This window comes from Pseudomonas sp. GM74 (assembly GCF_000282455.1).
Classification (GTDB): Bacteria; Pseudomonadota; Gammaproteobacteria; order Pseudomonadales; family Pseudomonadaceae; genus Aquipseudomonas.
In genome coordinates this window covers 40044-57320 of the sequence record NZ_AKJG01000161.1, presented here as the reverse complement: position 1 = coordinate 57320, position 17277 = coordinate 40044, and the positions used below count along the sequence as shown (strand labels likewise).

Below are 17277 nucleotides of genomic sequence, written 5' to 3'. Positions count from 1 at the left end.
ATGTCTCGCGTCGCTAAGAACCCCGTTAAGCTGCCAGCCGGTGTCGAAGTAAAATTCGCAGGCCAACAGCTTTCGGTGAAGGGTGCCAAGGGCACTCTCGAACTGAACATCCACTCGTCCGTTGAGATCGTTGAAGAAGCCGGTGAGCTGCGTTTCGCTGCTCGCAATGGCGATCAACAGACTCGCGCGATGGCTGGTACCACTCGTGCGTTGGTAAACAACATGGTCCAAGGCGTAAGCCAAGGCTTCGAGCGCAAGCTCCAGCTGGTCGGTGTTGGTTACAAAGCGCAAGCAAAAGGCACAGTGCTGAACCTGGCTCTTGGCTTCTCGCACCCAGTGGATTACGAACTGCCGGAAGGCATCACCGCTGAGACTCCTAGCCAGACCGATATCCTGATCAAGGGCATCGACAAGCAGCTGGTAGGTCAAGTGGCCGCCGAGATCCGCGACTTCCGTCCACCAGAGCCGTACAAAGGCAAAGGTGTGCGCTACGCGGACGAAGTCGTCCGTCGTAAAGAAGCCAAGAAGAAGTAGGGCATAGCAAATGACCGACAAAAAAGTTACTCGACTGCGTCGCGCTCGCAAAGCACGCCTGAAAATGCACGAACTCGAAGTCGTGCGTCTCTGCGTGTTCCGCTCTTCGCAGCACATCTACGCCCAGGTCATTTCGGCCGACGGCAACAAAGTCCTGGCAAGCGCCTCGACTTTGGATAAAGAACTGCGTGATGGTGCCACCGGCAACATCGACGCGGCCACTAAGGTTGGCCAGCTGGTCGCTACGCGTGCTAAAGCCGCTGGCGTCTCGCAGGTGGCTTTCGACCGCTCTGGCTTCAAGTACCACGGCCGCGTCAAGGCGCTGGCTGATGCTGCTCGTGAAGCTGGGCTGGAGTTCTAAGTTATGTCAAATAACGACCAAAAGCGCGACGAAGGCTACATCGAGAAGCTGGTTCAAGTTAACCGCGTAGCCAAAACCGTTAAAGGCGGCCGTATCTTCACTTTCACCGCGTTGACCGTGGTTGGTGATGGTAAGGGCCGTGTTGGCTTCGGCCGTGGCAAGTCGCGTGAAGTGCCTGCTGCGATCCAGAAGGCAATGGAAGCTGCTCGCCGCAACATGATCCAGGTTGATCTGAACGGCACCACTCTGCAGTACGCAATGAAGTCCGCTCACGGCGCTTCGAAGGTGTACATGCAGCCTGCTTCTGAAGGTACCGGTATCATCGCTGGCGGCGCTATGCGTGCTGTCCTCGAAGTTGCTGGCGTTCAGAACGTTCTGGCCAAGTGCTACGGCTCGACTAACCCGGTAAACGTGGTTCACGCCACTTTCAAGGGTTTGAAAGCAATGCAGTCTCCTGAATCCATTGCTGCCAAGCGTGGCAAAAGCGTCAAGGAGATCTTCTGATCATGGCTACCGTAAAAGTAACGCTGATCAAAAGCATGACCGGCCGCATCCCTAACCACAAACTGTGCGTTAAGGGTCTGGGTCTGCGTCGCATCGGTCACACTGTAGAAGTCCAGGATACTCCCGAGAATCGCGGGATGATCAACAAGGCTTACTACATGCTGCGTGTCGAGGGTTAATCGATGAAACTCAATGATCTGAGTCCAGCGCCGGGTTCCCGTCGCGAAAAGCATCGTCCGGGCCGTGGTATCGGTAGCGGTTTGGGTAAGACTGGTGGCCGTGGTCACAAAGGTCAGACCTCCCGCTCCGGTGGCACCATTGCTCCAGGCTTTGAAGGCGGTCAACAGCCGCTGCATCGTCGCCTGCCGAAGTTCGGTTTCGTTTCCCTGAAGGCCATGGACCGCGCAGAAGTGCGTCTGTCCGAGCTGGCTAAAGTGGAAGGCGACATCGTCACCGTGCAGTCCCTGAAAGATGCCAACGTGATCAACGTCAACGTACAGCGTGTGAAAATCATGCTGTCCGGTGAAGTGACTCGCGCTGTCACTATCGGCAAGGGAATCGGCGCCACCAAAGGTGCGCGTGCGGCTATCGAAGCAGCTGGCGGCAAGTTCGAGGAATAAATGGCTAAGCAAGGTGCTCTCTCTGCGCTCGGCAAAGGCGGTATGTCTGAACTCTGGGCTCGTCTGCGTTTTCTGTTCCTGGCGATTATCGTCTACCGAATAGGCGCACACATCCCGGTTCCAGGTATCAACCCGGACCGACTCGCGGACCTGTTTCGACAGAATGAGGGGACCATTCTTAGCTTGTTCAACATGTTTTCCGGCGGCGCGCTGGAACGGATGAGCATCTTTGCACTGGGGATCATGCCGTACATCTCGGCATCGATCATCATGCAGCTGATGACCGCCGTCAGCCCGCAGCTGGAGCAGTTGAAGAAGGAAGGTGAAGCTGGCCGTCGCAAGATCAGCCAGTACACCCGCTACGGCACTGTCGTCCTCGCTCTCGTCCAGGCCATTGGCATGTCCATTGGTCTGGCAGGGCAGGGCGTTGCGTTCACTGGTGACTTTGGCTTCCATTTCGTCGCGGTATCCACGTTTGTGGCTGGTGCGATGTTCATGATGTGGCTGGGTGAGCAGATTACTGAGCGTGGTGTTGGCAACGGTATCTCGATGTTGATTTTTTCGGGTATCGTCGCCGGTCTTCCGAGAGCGATCGGGCAGTCTTTCGAGTCTGCACGTCAGGGTGATATCAACATCTTCGCCCTGGTTGCCATCGGTTTGCTGGCAGTAGCGATTATCGGTTTCGTGGTGTTCATTGAGCGTGGTCAGCGTCGTATTGCTGTTCACTACGCCAAGCGTCAGCAGGGCCGCAAGGTCTTCGCTGCGCAGACCAGCCACTTGCCGCTGAAGGTGAACATGGCCGGTGTTATTCCGGCTATTTTCGCGAGCAGCATTTTGCTGTTCCCGGCTTCGTTGGGTGCCTGGTTCGGTCAGTCTGAAGGTATGGGCTGGTTGCAGGACATCTCGCAGTCGATCGCTCCTGGTCAGCCGTTGAATATTCTGCTGTTTAGTGCAGGGATTATTTTCTTCTGCTTCTTCTATACGGCGTTGATGTTCAATCCGAAAGACGTAGCGGAAAACCTGAAGAAGTCCGGTGCCTTTATTCCGGGCATCCGTCCAGGTGAGCAGTCTGCGCGCTACATTGATGGCGTTCTGACTCGCTTGACCATGTTCGGTGCTCTTTACATGACGGCCGTCTGCCTGTTGCCCCAGTTCCTGGTGGTTGCAGCCAACGTACCGTTCTACCTTGGCGGGACCTCGTTGCTGATCGTCGTCGTGGTTGTGATGGACTTCATGTCCCAAGTACAATCGCACCTCGTTTCGCACCAGTACGAATCCCTGATGAAGAAAGCCAACCTGAAGGGTTACGGCAGCGGCATGCTGCGCTGACCCATAAGGTTCGAGGAGTTGGTGATGAAAGTTCGTGCATCGGTGAAAAAGCTGTGCCGTAACTGCAAGATTATTCGCCGCGAAGGTGTTGTTCGAGTAATTTGCAGCGCGGAACCGCGTCACAAACAGCGCCAAGGCTGAGTGTGATTGTGCTTCAAGCCCGGTAGCTAGTGCGCTACCGGGTTGATTATTTGTTATTACAGCGATATTATCTCGCGCCCTATTTCTTGGCTTCCGGGGCGTAGGTAGCTGTCAATTGGAGTCCCACTGAATGGCCCGTATTGCAGGCGTTAACATTCCAGATAACAAGCATACTGTTATCTCGCTGACCTACATCTATGGTGTTGGTCGCACTACTGCACAGAAAATTTGTGCAGAGACTGGGGTAAACCCAGCAGCAAAGATCAAAGATCTGAGCGACGAGCAGATTGAACAGCTGCGTGGCGAAGTGGCGAAGTTCACCACTGAAGGTGACCTGCGTCGCGAAATCAACATGAAAATCAAGCGCTTGATGGACCTCGGTTGCTATCGCGGTCTGCGTCATCGTCGCGGTCTTCCAGTACGCGGTCAGCGTACCAAGACCAACGCGCGTACCCGTAAAGGTCCGCGTAAGCCGATCCGCAAGTAATCGCCCCAGCGAATCGACAGGAATTTAATCATGGCAAAACCTGCTGCTCGTCCTCGTAAAAAAGTTAAAAAGACAGTGGTTGATGGCATCGCCCACATCCATGCATCTTTTAACAACACCATCGTGACCATCACCGACCGTCAAGGTAACGCTCTTTCCTGGGCTACCTCCGGTGGTTCGGGTTTCCGCGGTTCCCGCAAGTCCACCCCGTTTGCTGCTCAAGTAGCTGCTGAACGTGCTGGTCAAGCTGCGCTGGAATACGGCCTGAAAAACCTCGACGTCAACGTCAAAGGTCCAGGTCCAGGTCGTGAATCCGCAGTCCGCGCTTTGAACGGCTGTGGCTACAAGATCGCCAGCATCACCGACGTGACGCCAATCCCGCACAACGGGTGCCGTCCGCCGAAGAAGCGCCGCGTGTAATCCAGGAGATTGTAAAGAATGGCTCGTTACATTGGTCCAAAATGCAAACTCGCTCGTCGCGAAGGCACCGATCTCTTCCTGAAGAGCGGCGTGCGCGCGATCGAATCGAAGTGCAACATTGAAGCAGCACCTGGTATCCACGGCCAACGCCGCGGTCGCCAGTCCGACTACGGCACCCAACTGCGTGAAAAGCAGAAGGTCCGTCGTATCTACGGCGTTCTCGAGCGTCAGTTCAGCGGCTACTACAAAGAAGCTGCTGGCAAGAAAGGTGCAACCGGTGAAAACCTGCTGCAACTGCTCGAATGCCGTCTGGACAACGTTGTATACCGTATGGGCTTTGGTTCGACTCGTGCCGAATCCCGTCAGCTGGTATCGCACAAGTCGATCAGCGTAAACGGTCAGACCGTTAACGTTCCGTCCTACCAGGTTCGTGCTGGTGACGTGGTTGCTGTTCGCGAGAAAGCAAAAAATCAACTTCGCATTGTCCAAGCTCTCGATCTGTGTGCCCAACGTGGCCGCGTAGAATGGGTAGAAGTAGACACTGAGAAGAAGTCGGGCGTTTTCAAGAACGTTCCAGCTCGCAGTGATCTGTCCGCCGACATCAACGAAAGCCTGATTGTCGAGCTCTACTCCAAGTAAGGGCTAGAAAATAGGTGCATCCATGCAGATTTCGGTAAATGAGTTCCTGACACCCCGCCACATTGATGTGCAGGTTGTCAGTCCAACCCGCGCCAAGATCACTCTCGAGCCTCTCGAGCGTGGTTTCGGCCATACCCTGGGCAACGCGCTGCGCCGCATCCTGTTGTCCTCAATGCCCGGCTGTGCAGTAGTCGAGGCCGAGATTGACGGTGTGCTCCACGAGTACAGCGCCATCGAAGGTGTACAGGAAGACGTAATTGAAATCCTGTTGAACCTTAAAGGTCTGGCTATCAAGCTGCACGGTCGTGACGAAGTTACGCTGACCTTGTCGAAGAAGGGTTCGGGGGTGGTTACCGCTGCCGATATTCAGCTGGATCATGATGTCGAGATCGTTAATCCCGATCACGTAATCGCTAACCTGGCGTCTAACGGCGCCCTGAACATGAAGCTCGTAGTAGCTCGTGGTCGTGGTTATGAACCGGCAGATTCGCGTCAGAGCGATGAAGACGAAAGCCGCAGCATCGGTCGCTTGCAGCTTGACTCTTCGTTCAGCCCGGTTCGCCGTATCGCATACGTGGTGGAAAACGCCCGTGTCGAGCAGCGTACTAACCTGGACAAGCTGGTTATTGATCTGGAAACCAACGGTACTCTGGATCCTGAAGAGGCAATTCGCCGCGCTGCAACCATCCTGCAACAGCAGTTGGCTGCGTTCGTCGACCTCAAGGGTGACAGTGAGCCAGTGGTTGTCGAGCAGGAAGACGAGATCGATCCGATCCTGCTTCGCCCGGTTGACGATCTGGAACTGACTGTACGTTCGGCTAACTGCCTTAAGGCGGAAAACATCTACTACATCGGCGACCTGATTCAGCGTACCGAAGTAGAGCTGTTGAAGACTCCGAACCTGGGCAAGAAATCCTTGACTGAAATCAAGGACGTTCTGGCCTCCCGCGGTCTGTCCCTCGGCATGCGCCTCGACAACTGGCCGCCTGCAAGTCTTAAGAAGGACGACAAGGCGACTGCCTGATCGTCGTAATCACCGAACGTAGTGTTTGGTAAGGAATGAACCATGCGTCATCGTAAAAGTGGTCGTCACCTGAGCCGCACCAGCTCGCACCGCAAGGCCATGTTCCAAAACATGGCGGTGTCGCTGTTCGAGCACGAGCTGATCAAAACTACTCTGCCAAAAGCTAAAGAACTGCGCCGCGTTGCCGAGCCGCTGATCACTTTGGCCAAGACAGATAGCGTTGCTAACCGCCGTCTGGCTTTCGACCGTACTCGTTCGAAAGCTATCGTTGGTAAGCTCTTCAACGACCTGGGCAAGCGTTACGCTACCCGTGAGGGTGGCTACCTGCGCATCCTCAAGTGCGGTTTCCGCGCTGGCGACAACGCGCCTATGGCGTACGTCGAGTTGGTTGATCGTGCTACTGCTGGCGAAGCTGTATCTGCCGAGTAAGACGTCAGTCTGAAACAAAGAACCGGGCCTAGTGCCCGGTTTTTTGTGCCTGTAAGAAACGCGCCCTCCGTACAAGCGTCTCCTTCGTCCACATCGGCATTATGTGATGGGGGGTGTTCATTAGTTTTTTTCTATCGATGTCTACAAGTTAATGAATTTGTAGCTGTCATATTGATGATCAATACTCCCTCTCAGCCGATAGCCGGCAGTTCAAGACCGACAGAGGAAGGAAGATCGCATGAGCCAAAACAAAACGCTTACCACCGCCAGTGGCGCTCCTGTTGCCGATAACCAGAATTCCCGTTCCGCCGGCCCTCGTGGCCCGCTGCTGCTCGACGACTTTCACCTGATCGAGAAGCTTGCCCACTTCAACCGTGAAAACATCCCTGAGCGCCGTGTACACGCCAAAGGCTCGGGTGCCTACGGTACGTTCACCGTGACACGCGATATCACTCAATACACCAGCGCGAAGCTGTTTGAGGCAGTCGGCAAGCAAACCCCGACTTTCCTGCGGTTTTCCACCGTGGGCGGTGAGCGTGGTTCGGCCGATACCGAGCGTGATCCGCGGGGCTTTGCCTTGAAGTTCTACACCGAGGAAGGCAACTGGGACATCGTCGGCAACAACACCCCCGTGTTCTTCATTCGCGATCCGCTCAAGTTTCCTGACTTTATCCACACCCAGAAGCGTTTGCCGCAAAGCAACCTGAAGAGTGCCCAGGCGATGTGGGACTTCTGGTCGCATTCGCCCGAGGCGCTGCACCAGGTCACCATCCTGTTCTCCGACCGGGGTATCCCTGATGGATACCGGCACATGCATGGCTTTGGCAGCCACACTTACAGCCTTATCAACGCTCAAGGTGAGCGTCACTGGGTGAAGTGGCACTACAAGACCAGACAGGGGATCAAGAACCTTGCTCCTGCCGAGGCTGCGCGCCTTGCGGGTACTGATCCGGATTACGCCCAGCGCGACTTGTTCAATGCCATCGAGCAGGGTGATTTCCCGAAATGGCGCGTGTGCATTCAGATCATGAGCGAGACTCAGGCGGCGGGGCACTACGAGAACCCGTTTGATGTCACCAAAACCTGGTCGCAGAAAGAGTTTCCACTGATTGAGGTCGGAGAGCTTGAGCTCAATCGCAATCCGCAGAACTACTTCGCGGAAGTCGAGCAGGCGGCGTTCGGTCCCAGCAATATGGTTCCAGGCGTTGGTCTGTCGCCGGATCGTATGCTGCAAGGTCGGGTCTTCGCCTACGCGGACGCTCATCGCTACCGTGTCGGCACCAATCACCAGCAGTTGCCAGTCAACGCTGCGCGCAGTCCGGTCAACACTTACCAGCGCGATGGTTCGATGGCCTTTGGCAGCAATGGCGGTGCGACGCCGAACTATGAGCCGAACAGCTATGTCGAGTCGCCGAAGCAGGCGCCTCGTTACGCAGAGCCGGCATTGACCCTCAGTGGTGCCGCCGATCGTTACGACCACCGTGAAGACACTGATTACTACAGTCACGCCGGCGCGTTGTTCCGCTTGATGACTGATGAGCAGAAATCATTGCTGGTCGGCAACATCGCCGGTGCGATGGCGGGTGTGTCGAGTGATGTGGTTGATCGCCAGCTGCAGCATTTCTACAAGGCTGACCCGGCGTATGGAGAAGCAATCGCAAAGCTGCTCAACGTACAGCTTAACGAAGTCTAAATGAGAAGCAGAACCGCCCTTGTTTGGGCGGTTTTTGCGTTATTTCAGCTGGTTTTCTCAGAATATCTTCGCTTTTATTGCGTCTTGCGAGTGACGATAAGGACATGTTGGTTCAAACTACAACTTTCAAGCAGGGAGATGTAGGGCGATGCAAGGCCACCCAGATGTGATCGATTACCTCAACACGTTGCTGACCGGCGAACTGGCCGCGCGTGATCAATATTTCGTCCACTCGCGGATGTATGAGGACTGGGGTTTCACCAAGCTCTACGAACGAATCAACCACGAAATGGAAGAAGAAGCAGGGCACGCTGATGCCCTGATGCGCCGGATTCTGATGCTTGAAGGCACGCCGCGCATGCGTCCGGACGATCTCGATGTCGGCACCACGGTGACCGAGATGCTCGAAGCGGACTTGCGCCTGGAATACAAGGTGCGGGCTGCGCTGTGCAAAGGCATCAAGCTCTGCGAACAGCACAAGGACTATGTCAGCCGCGAAATGCTGCGGGTTCAATTGCATGACACCGAAGAGGATCACACCTACTGGCTCGAGAAGCAGTTGGGTCTGATCAAGTTGATCGGGCTTGAGAACTACTTGCAATCCCACACCTGATTCCGCGAATACAAAAAAGCCCCTGTCACTGATGAAGTGACAGGGGCTTTTTCATGGAGCCCGGTTAAGCCCTGTCACGTTCCAGCAGCGGCTTGAGGTAGTAACCGGTATGGGATTGCTTCATCTCTGACACCTCTTCCGGTGTGCCGACGGCAATGATCTGCCCGCCCTTGGAACCACCCTCCGGACCCAGGTCCACCAGCCAGTCAGCGGTCTTGATCACGTCCAGATTGTGTTCGATCACTACTACTGTGTTGCCGTGGTCGCGCAGGCGGTGCAACACGTCGAGCAGTTGCTGGATATCCGCGAAGTGCAGCCCGGTGGTGGGTTCGTCGAGGATGTACAGGGTCTTGCCGGTATCACGCTTGGACAGCTCGCGGGACAGTTTCACCCGCTGGGCTTCACCGCCGGACAGCGTGGTCGCCGATTGCCCCAGCTTGATGTACGACAGGCCGACGTCCATCAACGTTTGCAGCTTGCGCGCCAGGGCCGGTACGGCATCGAAGAACTCCCGTGCTTCCTCGATGGTCATCTCGAGGGTTTCGTGGATGCTCTTGCCCTTGTACTTGATCTCCAGGGTCTCGCGGTTGTAACGCTTGCTCTTGCACACGTCGCAGGGCACGTAGATGTCCGGCAGGAAGTGCATCTCGACCTTGATCAGGCCGTCGCCTTGGCAGGCCTCGCAGCGGCCGCCCTTGACGTTGAAGGAGAAGCGCCCCGGCCCGTAGCCCCGGGAGCGGGATTCCGGTACGCCGGCGAACAGCTCGCGAATCGGCGTGAACAATCCGGTGTAGGTCGCCGGGTTGGAGCGCGGTGTACGGCCGATCGGGCTCTGGTCGATGTCGACGACCTTGTCCAGGTGTTCCAGGCCCTTGATGCTGTCGTGTACGGCCGCTTCAAGGGTAGTGGCGCCATTCAGCGCTGTAGCGCTCAAAGGGAACAGCGTGTTGTTGATCAGCGTCGACTTGCCGGAGCCGGACACGCCGGTCACACAGGTCAGCAGGCCGATCGGAATCTCCAGGTCGACATTACGCAGGTTGTTGCCGCGCGCGCCCTTGAGCGACAGCGTCAGCTTCTTGTTGCGCGGCGTACGCTTGGCCGGGACTTCGATCTTCACCCGGCCCGACAGGTATTTGCCCGTCAGCGAGTCCGGATGCGCCATGACCTCGGCCGGTGTGCCTTCGGCAACGATATGCCCGCCGTGTACGCCAGCGCCCGGGCCGATGTCCACCACGTAGTCGGCCAGACGGATCGCGTCTTCGTCGTGCTCGACCACGATCACCGTGTTGCCGATATCGCGCAGGTGCTTGAGGGTGCCCAGCAGCCGGTCGTTATCGCGCTGATGCAGGCCGATGGAGGGTTCGTCGAGGATGTAGAGGACGCCCACCAGGCCGGCGCCAATCTGGCTGGCCAGGCGAATACGCTGGGCCTCGCCACCGGACAGGGTGTCCGCGCTGCGATCCAGCGACAGGTAGTCGAGGCCGACGTTGACCAGGAACTGCAGGCGCTCGCGGATTTCCTTGAGGATCTTGTCGGCAATTTCGCCACGCCGGCCGGTGAGCTTGAGCCCACCAAAATAATCGGATGCATCTCCGATCGGCAGGTTGGTCACCGCCGGCAGGGTTTTCTCGCCGACCCACACATGCCGCGCCTCACGTCGCAGACGGGTGCCACGGCAATCCGGGCACGACTGGGTGCTGAGGAACTTGGCCAGTTCTTCGCGCACCGATGCCGATTCGGTTTCGCGATAGCGACGCTCCAGGTTCGGCACGATGCCTTCGAACGGGTGAGAACGTTTGACGATATCGCCACGGTCGTTCAGGTATTTGAAGTCGACGTTTTGCGAGCCGCTGCCGTGCAGGATGAATTTCTGCTGATCGGCGGGCAGTTCGTTGAACGGTACTTCCAGACTGAACTTGTAGTGCGAGGCCAGCGAGCCGAGCATCTGGAAGTAATAGACGTTACGCCGGTCCCAGCCACGAATCGCCCCTTCGGCCAGGGTCAGTTCACCATTGACCAGGCGCTTGATGTCGAAGAACTGCTTCACCCCCAAGCCATCGCAGGTCGGGCAAGCGCCGGCCGGGTTGTTGAAGGAGAACAGCTTTGGCTCAAGTTCGCTGATGGCGTGGCCGCAGATCGGGCAGGCGAAGCGTGCGGAGAAGATCATCTCTTCACCCGGCTCGTCGTCCATCGGCGCCACCAGGGCGATGCCGTCCGCCAGTTTCAGCGCGGTCTCGAAGGACTCGGCCAGGCGCTGTTGCAGATCGGCGCGGACCTTGAAGCGGTCGACCACGACATCGATGGTGTGTTTTTTCTGCTTGTCGAGTTTGGGGGCTTCGTCCAGCTCATAGAGCTTGCCGTTGATTCGGGCACGGACAAAACCCTGGGCGCGCAGCTCTTCGAAAACCGACAGGTGCTCGCCTTTGCGCTCGCGGATGACCGGCGCCAGCAGCATCAGCTTGCTGCCCTCCGGTTCGGCGAGGACTAGGTCGACCATCTGGCTGACGGTCTGCGCTTCCAGCGGGATGTCGTGGTCCGGGCAGCGCGGGATACCCACGCGTGCATAGAGCAGGCGCAGGTAGTCGTAGATTTCGGTGATGGTGCCGACCGTCGAGCGCGGGTTGTGCGAGGTCGACTTCTGCTCGATGGAGATCGCCGGCGACAGGCCTTCGATGGTGTCGACGTCGGGCTTTTCCATCATCGACAGGAACTGCCGGGCGTAGGCCGACAGCGATTCGACGTAGCGGCGCTGACCTTCGGCGTACAGGGTATCGAAAGCCAGGGACGACTTGCCGGAGCCGGACAGGCCGGTGATGACGATCAGCTTGTCCCGCGGCAGGGTCAGGTCGATGTTCTTCAGGTTGTGGGTTCGAGCCCCACGAATCAGGATCTTGTCCAAGGTGGCCTCGCTCGGCGGGCGTCGAAAACGTAGGAGTATACGGCCAAATACTGGATGGATGCACACTATCGAACGAGTGGGCTACTGTCTTACATGAAGAGTGTGTCAGCAATGCGCGTCAAAGCGTCGCGATATACCCTGCCAATCGATGGGACTGGTAGAATCGCCGCCGGTTCACATGAGGTTTTTCCATGCACGATCCCCACAGCGAGCACATGAGTGGCAGCGAGACCCGGGCGGCAAGCGGTCTGGCCCTGGTGTTCGCCTTCCGTATGCTTGGCATGTTCATGGTGTTGCCGGTACTGGCGACCTATGGGATGGATCTGGCCGGAGCCACGCCGGCCCTGATCGGTCTGGCGATTGGCGCTTATGGCCTGACCCAGGCAGTGTTCCAGATTCCTTTCGGTTTCATTTCCGACCGCATCGGTCGCCGCCCGGTGATTTACCTGGGCCTGGTCGTCTTTGCCCTCGGCAGTCTGCTGGCAGCCAATGCCGACTCGATCTGGGGCGTGATCGCCGGGCGGATCCTGCAGGGCGCCGGAGCGATTTCCGCGGCGGTCATGGCCTTGCTGTCCGACCTGACCCGCGAGCAACACCGGACCAAGGCCATGGCCATGATCGGCATGACCATCGGCCTGTCGTTTGCGGTGGCCATGGTGGTCGGCCCGCTGCTGACCCGCGCCTTCGGGTTGTCCGGACTGTTCCTTGCTACCGGCGGCATGGCGCTGTTCGGCATCGTGATCGTGATGTTCATGGTGCCGCGCTCCACCGGCCCGTTGCAGCACCGTGAGTCCGGAGTCGCGCGCCAGGCGTTGATTCCGACCCTCAAGCATCCGGACCTGCTGCGCCTGGACCTGGGCATTTTTGTGTTGCACGCGATGTTGATGTCCAGCTTCGTCGCCTTGCCGCTGGCGCTGGTCGAGAAAGCCGGGCTGCCCAAAGAGCAGCACTGGTGGGTGTACCTGACCGCGTTGCTGATTTCTTTCTTCGCCATGATCCCGTTCATTATCTACGGCGAGAGGAAACGCAAAATGAAACGAGTTTTACTCGGCGCCGTCGTGACGCTGATGCTCACTGAGCTATTCTTCTGGCAGTTCGGCGATAGCTTGCGGGCTCTGGTGATCGGTACGGTGGTGTTCTTCACCGCGTTCAATCTGCTGGAAGCTTCGTTGCCATCGCTGATCAGCAAGGTTTCACCGGCCGGCGGCAAGGGCACGGCGATGGGGGTTTACTCCACCAGCCAGTTCCTGGGCTCGGCACTGGGGGGAATCCTCGGTGGCTGGCTGTTCCAGCATGGCGGTCTGTCGGTTGTGTTCCTCGGATGCGCCGGTCTGGCTGCCCTCTGGCTGGCCTTTGCTGTTACCATGCGCGAACCTCCCTACGTCACGAGCCTGCGCTTGCCGTTGTCGCCAGAGGCGATCCGCGAAGCGGGTCTGGTCGAGCGCCTGATGGCGGTCGTAGGGGTAACAGATGCAGTCATCGTCGCGGAAGAGGCGGCGATTTACATCAAACTGGACACCGAACTATTGGATCGCACCACCCTTGAGCGCCTGGTGAACAACCCGGCCGGGGCAGCGTGCGTAGCCTAGGAGAACGTTATGGCCCGTGGGGTTAACAAAGTCATATTGGTCGGCACTTGCGGCCAGGATCCCGAAGTTCGCTACTTGCCTAACGGTAACGCCGTGACCAACCTGAGTCTGGCGACCAGCGAACAGTGGACCGACAAGCAAACCGGTCAGAAAGTCGAAAAGACCGAATGGCACCGTGTGTCGATGTTCGGCAAGGTTGCGGAAATCGCCGGCGAATACCTGCGTAAAGGTTCGCAGGTCTACATCGAAGGCAAGCTGCAGACCCGCGAGTGGGAAAAAGACGGTATCAAGCGTTACACCACCGAAATCGTGGTCGACATGCAAGGCACCATGCAACTGCTCGGCGGCCGTCCACAGGGCGACCAGCAGGGCCAGGGTGGCGGTAACAACTACCAGCAATCCGCTCCGCGCCAGCAGGCTCCGCGTCCACAGCAGTCGGCGCCGCAGCAGTCGCGCCCTGCTCCACAGCAGGCGGCTCCTCAACCGGCTCCGGATTTCGACAGCTTTGATGACGATATCCCGTTCTGATTCTTTCACCGAAGAATAGAACCTGAAAAAGCCCGGCCTCCTTATGGATGCCGGGCTTTTTTGCATTTTTACCAAGGCATTCCTCGCCGGGATCGAGGACCGTCCAGCCGTCAGCGCGCAGTGATACTCTGCTATGGGTCCAGACCCTGTGCAGAGTTGCCCTATGGATCGCCTGTCTACGTTGTTGTCACAGTTCGGAGTGCGCGCGCACCTGTTTTACAGCGGCAAGCTTTGCGGCGTGGCGTCCTACGATGGCGCCGACCAGCGCGGTCATATTCACCTGTTGCAGGCCGGCTCCGTCACGTTGAAAGGCCTGGGGAGGAGTGAGTTGTTGCTCGCTCGCCCCAGCCTGATTTTCCTGCCGCGCCCCAACCGACATCAGCTCATCGCCAGTGACACTGAAGGTGCTCAGCTGTTATGCGCGTCGATGCTGTTCGATGGCGGCGCGAGTAATCCGATATCTGCTTCGCTCCCCGATCTTCTGGTATTACCTCTGGATGAGCTGCCGTTGCTGGCCGACACCCTGAGATGGCTGTTCGGTGAAGCTGGCGCCGGGCATTGTGGCAGGGAGGCGGTGCTTGATCGTTTGTTCGAACTGTTGATCATCCTGCTGCTCCGGCATTTGCTCGACCACCAGCAGTTGAGCACTGGAATGATGGCCGGGTTGGCCGACGTGCGGCTGTCGCGCTCGTTGATTCAGATGCACAACCAACCTCAGCGGGCCTGGTCAGTGGCCGAGTTGGCGAATGAATCGAACATGTCCCGCGCCGCTTATGCGGTGCATTTTCGCGCGGTTCTGGGGCAAACACCGTTGGATTATCTTTTGAGCTGGCGGATCAGCCTGGCGCAGAAGCGCCTGCGGGAGGGGCGGCCGATTACGCTGATCGCCGATGAGGTGGGCTATGAAAGTCCGTCGGCGCTTGCCCGTGCGTTTCGCCGCAAGACCGGCTGCAGTCCACGGGACTGGATGAAGTCCCTGGTGGCTGAGGGCGGCGTACTGGCTGAGGATGACGATGACCTGAATGCATTGAGCTGATTCAGGCCATCGGCGGATGAGGTTGTCAGCTCAAGGAGTTTCCAGTCTGGTCAGCGAATGGCCCGCCACGAACAGGGAGGCGGCAAGCAAGCCGATGTCCTTGAGCAGGAACTGGCCTGGCGCGACCGTAATGGCCGGGAAACCAAGGCCTGGCTCAATCACTCCGGGCGTCGAGAACATAAAGCTCAAGGTGGTGAAAAATAACCCGGCAGACAAGGCGCCTCCGATCAAGGAAAGCTTTGGTGACAGCAGGCGGCCTGCAATCAGTACACCGATGGAAATCTCCAGGACACCGAGCAAACTGGAAAACAGATCGACACTGATAAGGTCATAGACCCAACCCAGGAAAGGGCTGTTGCTCACCAGAGGCACCAGTCCCTCTGCTTCATAGTGAGTAAATTTCATACCGCCGAACCAGAAGTAGATAACGGCGAGGGCAAAGTAAATGCCATAGGTCCCGATCGCCATGGTGGTGAGTCCGAGGGATGTTTTTTTCGACAGGCTGTCAGTGCTGATATTCATGCTGTTCATTGTTCAGGCTTCCAGTGAGTTATCCAGAGAGTGGCATGGGTGAAAGCAACATCCCCGGCGTATGCGTAGGGAGTGGAGTGATTGTTGGCTTTGGCATGACTTTCCAGGGTTCTGGCGGTATTGCGTTCGATGCAGATCGTCCAGACTCACTGGCAATAAAAAGCCCATGGCATGTGAGGCCATGGGCTTTTTCATTTTTGCTGTCTCGTCCTGAATGAGGTTTACACCTTCTGGCTTCCTATCAGGAACTCGTTGGTCGACACCACGCTGGCATACGCAAACGCCAGGGCCGCCATGAACGCCGCATGAACCTGCACCGCCGGAACTGTCACGCCATTGAACTCCAGGTCACGGGTGGCGCAGGCGTCGTGGATCACGGTGACTGTATAGCCAAAATCCGCCGCCGCACGGGTGATGCCGTCCACGCACATGTGGCTCATGCTGCCCACGACCACCAGTTCCCTGATGCCTTGTTCGTCGAGGATCGATTTCAGTTCGGTTTCACGGAACGAGTTGACGAAATGCTTGAGTACCACCGGTTCGTCGGCGCGGTTGAGGACCTTGGGATGCAGCTTGGCGCCTTCGGAGTTCGGGGTGAAAAACGGCGCCTCTTCGGAGGTGAATTCATGGCGGATATGCACCACCGAATCCCCTGCGTCGCGGAAGGCCTTGATCAGGCGGACGGCGTTGTCTGCGGCGGCGTCGGCACCGACCAGCGGCCACTTGCCTTGGGGGAAGTAGTCGTTCTGGATATCGACTACGATGAGCGCTTGCTTGGCCATGACTGTTTCCTCGAAGTGTGTGTTGGTGTGGAATCAAGTATTGGCCCTGGCAGACGATCCGGGGATTGGCCGCACCGACAATAGAAGGGGGAAAACTGACAATGGACGCAGAAAGGGCAATCGCCGAACTCGGTGTGCTGATCTATCCCGGCGCGCAGATGGCGGCGGTGCATGGCTTGACGGATTTGTTCGGGGTGGCCAACCGGATCGCCGCCGAGCATCAGTCTGCGCAGTTGCCGCTGTTGCGGGTCAGCCATTGGCAGGTCGAAGGCGATCGGCCACCGGATCGGGTGTTCGACAGCCATCCTGGCCCGGAGCGCGCCCTGGTGGCCGTGTTGATTCCGCCTTCGATTGCCGGTTTTTCCGAGGGCCAGGCGTCACAGGGATTGATCCGCTGGTTGCATGAGCAACATGCCAGCGGTGCGACACTGGGCGGGGTTTGCGTGGGTTCTATCCTGTTGGCCGAAAGTGGTCTGCTCGACGGTCGCAGCGCCACGACTCACTGGACCTCGGCCAAAGCCTTCGCCGAACGTTATCCGGCGATCCGGCTCAAGGCCGATACGCCGATTGTCGATGACGGCGACCTGATTACCACCGCCGGACTGATGGCCTGGTCGGAACTGGGTCTGCGCCTGGTCAACCGGCTGCTGGGGCCGAGCATCGCCACCCATACCGCACGTTTTCTGGTGGTGGAACACAGCGACAGCGCCAGTGAGTGCGGCAGCAATTTTGCGCCGATCCTCAGCCACGGCGATGCGGCGATCCTCAAGGTGCAGCACTGGCTGCAAAGCACCGGGGCGACCGATGTGTCGCTGGCGGCAATGGCCGAAAAGGCAGGGCTGGAAGAACGCACCTTCCTGCGCCGCTTCCGCGCCGCAACCGGGCTCAAACCCACCGAATACTGCCAGCATCTGCGAGTCGGCAAGGCCCGGGAAATGCTCGAATTCACCAACGGCACCATTGACCACATCGCCTGGACCGTGGGTTATCAGGACCCCGGGGCGTTTCGCGCGACGTTCAAGAAAATCACCGGGCTGGCGCCGAGTGATTATCGGATGCGGTTCGGGGTGAGCCCTGGATCGGTTGCACGGTAGTCGCATCACCCCCGATCCCCTGTG

The 17277-nt window shown here is 58.0% G+C and carries 21 protein-coding genes; 18 read left to right on the top strand and 3 right to left on the bottom strand.

The features are described from left to right. From rplF to bfr, 14 genes are all read left to right on the top strand, one after another. Positions 1-534 (top strand): 50S ribosomal protein L6, encoded by a 534-nt coding sequence (gene rplF, locus PMI34_RS01700; protein WP_003176412.1) that lies wholly within the window; start codon positions 1-3, stop codon positions 532-534. A gap of 10 nt (positions 535-544) precedes the next feature. Then, positions 545-895 (top strand): 50S ribosomal protein L18, encoded by a 351-nt coding sequence (gene rplR, locus PMI34_RS01705; protein ID WP_003186037.1) that lies wholly within the window; start codon positions 545-547, stop codon positions 893-895. Positions 896-898: 3 nt separating this feature from the next. Further along, positions 899-1399: a 30S ribosomal protein S5 gene (rpsE, locus tag PMI34_RS01710; protein WP_003186035.1), complete on the top strand. Its 501-nt coding sequence runs from the start codon at positions 899-901 to the stop codon at positions 1397-1399. Positions 1400-1401: 2 nt separating this feature from the next. Continuing rightward, a complete protein-coding gene (gene rpmD / locus PMI34_RS01715; protein WP_003176408.1) occupies positions 1402-1578 on the top strand; it encodes a 50S ribosomal protein L30 in 177 nt (58 codons plus the stop codon). A 3-nt stretch (positions 1579-1581) separates the two neighbouring features. Beyond that, a complete protein-coding gene (gene rplO, locus PMI34_RS01720) occupies positions 1582-2019 on the top strand; it encodes a 50S ribosomal protein L15 (RefSeq protein ID WP_003228720.1) in 438 nt (145 codons plus the stop codon). Further along, a complete protein-coding gene (gene secY / locus PMI34_RS01725) occupies positions 2020-3348 on the top strand; it encodes a preprotein translocase subunit SecY (protein ID WP_003228718.1) in 1329 nt (442 codons plus the stop codon). A gap of 24 nt (positions 3349-3372) precedes the next feature. Then, positions 3373-3489, top strand: coding sequence for a 50S ribosomal protein L36 (gene rpmJ, locus PMI34_RS28630; RefSeq protein ID WP_002555468.1), 117 nt, complete (start codon positions 3373-3375; stop codon positions 3487-3489). Between the two features lie 130 nt (positions 3490-3619). Beyond that, on the top strand, positions 3620-3976 hold the full coding sequence (rpsM, locus tag PMI34_RS0127590) for a 30S ribosomal protein S13 (protein ID WP_009045849.1): 357 nt from the start codon (positions 3620-3622) through the stop codon (positions 3974-3976). Positions 3977-4006: 30 nt separating this feature from the next. Further along, the gene (gene rpsK, locus PMI34_RS01730) at positions 4007-4396 is read left to right on the top strand and encodes a 30S ribosomal protein S11 (protein ID WP_002555466.1); all 390 of its coding nucleotides are present in this window, start codon (positions 4007-4009) and stop codon (positions 4394-4396) included. An 18-nt stretch (positions 4397-4414) separates the two neighbouring features. Continuing rightward, complete coding sequence (rpsD, locus tag PMI34_RS01735) at positions 4415-5035, top strand: 30S ribosomal protein S4 (RefSeq protein WP_003176404.1); 621 nt, start codon at positions 4415-4417, stop codon at positions 5033-5035. A 22-nt stretch (positions 5036-5057) separates the two neighbouring features. After that, positions 5058-6059 (top strand): DNA-directed RNA polymerase subunit alpha, encoded by a 1002-nt coding sequence (locus tag PMI34_RS01740; RefSeq protein WP_007970428.1) that lies wholly within the window; start codon positions 5058-5060, stop codon positions 6057-6059. 42 nt (positions 6060-6101) lie between these two features. Beyond that, positions 6102-6488 carry a 50S ribosomal protein L17 gene (rplQ, locus tag PMI34_RS01745; RefSeq protein WP_007970429.1) on the top strand — a complete coding sequence of 129 codons (387 nt, stop codon included), beginning with the start codon at positions 6102-6104 and terminating at the stop codon, positions 6486-6488. A gap of 238 nt (positions 6489-6726) precedes the next feature. After that, positions 6727-8181: a catalase gene (locus PMI34_RS01750; RefSeq protein ID WP_008053868.1), complete on the top strand. Its 1455-nt coding sequence runs from the start codon at positions 6727-6729 to the stop codon at positions 8179-8181. A gap of 148 nt (positions 8182-8329) precedes the next feature. After that, positions 8330-8794 (top strand): bacterioferritin, encoded by a 465-nt coding sequence (gene bfr, locus PMI34_RS01755; RefSeq protein WP_008053867.1) that lies wholly within the window; start codon positions 8330-8332, stop codon positions 8792-8794. 64 nt (positions 8795-8858) lie between these two features. Here bfr and uvrA read toward each other — a convergent pair whose 3' ends face one another. After that, positions 8859-11693, bottom strand: a complete 2835-nt coding sequence (gene uvrA, locus PMI34_RS01760; RefSeq protein ID WP_008053866.1) for an excinuclease ABC subunit UvrA — start codon at positions 11691-11693, stop codon at positions 8859-8861. A 191-nt stretch (positions 11694-11884) separates the two neighbouring features. Between uvrA and PMI34_RS01765 the strand changes: the two genes are divergently transcribed. The 3 genes from PMI34_RS01765 (at position 11885) to PMI34_RS01775 (ending at position 14846) form a co-directional block, all read left to right on the top strand. After that, entirely contained in the window at positions 11885-13282 is a 1398-nt protein-coding gene (locus PMI34_RS01765) for an MFS transporter (RefSeq protein ID WP_008053865.1), read from the top strand. Positions 13283-13291: 9 nt separating this feature from the next. Then, positions 13292-13810 (top strand): single-stranded DNA-binding protein, encoded by a 519-nt coding sequence (locus tag PMI34_RS01770; protein ID WP_007984430.1) that lies wholly within the window; start codon positions 13292-13294, stop codon positions 13808-13810. 163 nt (positions 13811-13973) lie between these two features. Continuing rightward, positions 13974-14846, top strand: coding sequence for an AraC family transcriptional regulator (locus tag PMI34_RS01775; RefSeq protein WP_008053864.1), 873 nt, complete (start codon positions 13974-13976; stop codon positions 14844-14846). 30 nt (positions 14847-14876) lie between these two features. On the opposite strand, the gene PMI34_RS01780 is transcribed toward PMI34_RS01775, so the two are convergent. Next, complete coding sequence (locus PMI34_RS01780) at positions 14877-15377, bottom strand: YkgB family protein (protein ID WP_008053863.1); 501 nt, start codon at positions 15375-15377, stop codon at positions 14877-14879. Positions 15378-15598: 221 nt separating this feature from the next. Next, positions 15599-16159 carry a cysteine hydrolase family protein gene (locus PMI34_RS01785; RefSeq protein WP_008053862.1) on the bottom strand — a complete coding sequence of 187 codons (561 nt, stop codon included), beginning with the start codon at positions 16157-16159 and terminating at the stop codon, positions 15599-15601. 101 nt (positions 16160-16260) lie between these two features. Here PMI34_RS01785 and PMI34_RS01790 point away from each other — a divergent pair, with 101 nt between their 5' ends. Then, entirely contained in the window at positions 16261-17253 is a 993-nt protein-coding gene (locus tag PMI34_RS01790) for a GlxA family transcriptional regulator (protein WP_008053861.1), read from the top strand. Positions 17254-17277 lie beyond the last annotated feature (24 nt).

Coding starts and splice junctions, on each gene's coding strand:
- PMI34_RS01790 (WP_008053861.1), top strand. CDS start 16,261: ATGGACGCAGAAAGGGCAATCGCCGAACTCGGTGTGCTGATCTATCCC.
- rplR (WP_003186037.1), top strand. CDS start 545: ATGACCGACAAAAAAGTTACTCGACTGCGTCGCGCTCGCAAAGCACGC.
- rpsD (WP_003176404.1), top strand. CDS start 4,415: ATGGCTCGTTACATTGGTCCAAAATGCAAACTCGCTCGTCGCGAAGGC.
- bfr (WP_008053867.1), top strand. CDS start 8,330: ATGCAAGGCCACCCAGATGTGATCGATTACCTCAACACGTTGCTGACC.
- rplQ (WP_007970429.1), top strand. CDS start 6,102: ATGCGTCATCGTAAAAGTGGTCGTCACCTGAGCCGCACCAGCTCGCAC.
- PMI34_RS01775 (WP_008053864.1), top strand. CDS start 13,974: ATGGATCGCCTGTCTACGTTGTTGTCACAGTTCGGAGTGCGCGCGCAC.
- PMI34_RS01780 (WP_008053863.1), bottom strand. CDS start 15,377: ATGAACAGCATGAATATCAGCACTGACAGCCTGTCGAAAAAAACATCC.
- PMI34_RS01785 (WP_008053862.1), bottom strand. CDS start 16,159: ATGGCCAAGCAAGCGCTCATCGTAGTCGATATCCAGAACGACTACTTC.
- rpsE (WP_003186035.1), top strand. CDS start 899: ATGTCAAATAACGACCAAAAGCGCGACGAAGGCTACATCGAGAAGCTG.
- rpsM (WP_009045849.1), top strand. CDS start 3,620: ATGGCCCGTATTGCAGGCGTTAACATTCCAGATAACAAGCATACTGTT.
- PMI34_RS01770 (WP_007984430.1), top strand. CDS start 13,292: ATGGCCCGTGGGGTTAACAAAGTCATATTGGTCGGCACTTGCGGCCAG.
- rpsK (WP_002555466.1), top strand. CDS start 4,007: ATGGCAAAACCTGCTGCTCGTCCTCGTAAAAAAGTTAAAAAGACAGTG.
- rplO (WP_003228720.1), top strand. CDS start 1,582: ATGAAACTCAATGATCTGAGTCCAGCGCCGGGTTCCCGTCGCGAAAAG.
- secY (WP_003228718.1), top strand. CDS start 2,020: ATGGCTAAGCAAGGTGCTCTCTCTGCGCTCGGCAAAGGCGGTATGTCT.
- rpmJ (WP_002555468.1), top strand. CDS start 3,373: ATGAAAGTTCGTGCATCGGTGAAAAAGCTGTGCCGTAACTGCAAGATT.
- PMI34_RS01740 (WP_007970428.1), top strand. CDS start 5,058: ATGCAGATTTCGGTAAATGAGTTCCTGACACCCCGCCACATTGATGTG.
- PMI34_RS01750 (WP_008053868.1), top strand. CDS start 6,727: ATGAGCCAAAACAAAACGCTTACCACCGCCAGTGGCGCTCCTGTTGCC.
- rpmD (WP_003176408.1), top strand. CDS start 1,402: ATGGCTACCGTAAAAGTAACGCTGATCAAAAGCATGACCGGCCGCATC.
- PMI34_RS01765 (WP_008053865.1), top strand. CDS start 11,885: ATGCACGATCCCCACAGCGAGCACATGAGTGGCAGCGAGACCCGGGCG.
- rplF (WP_003176412.1), top strand. CDS start 1: ATGTCTCGCGTCGCTAAGAACCCCGTTAAGCTGCCAGCCGGTGTCGAA.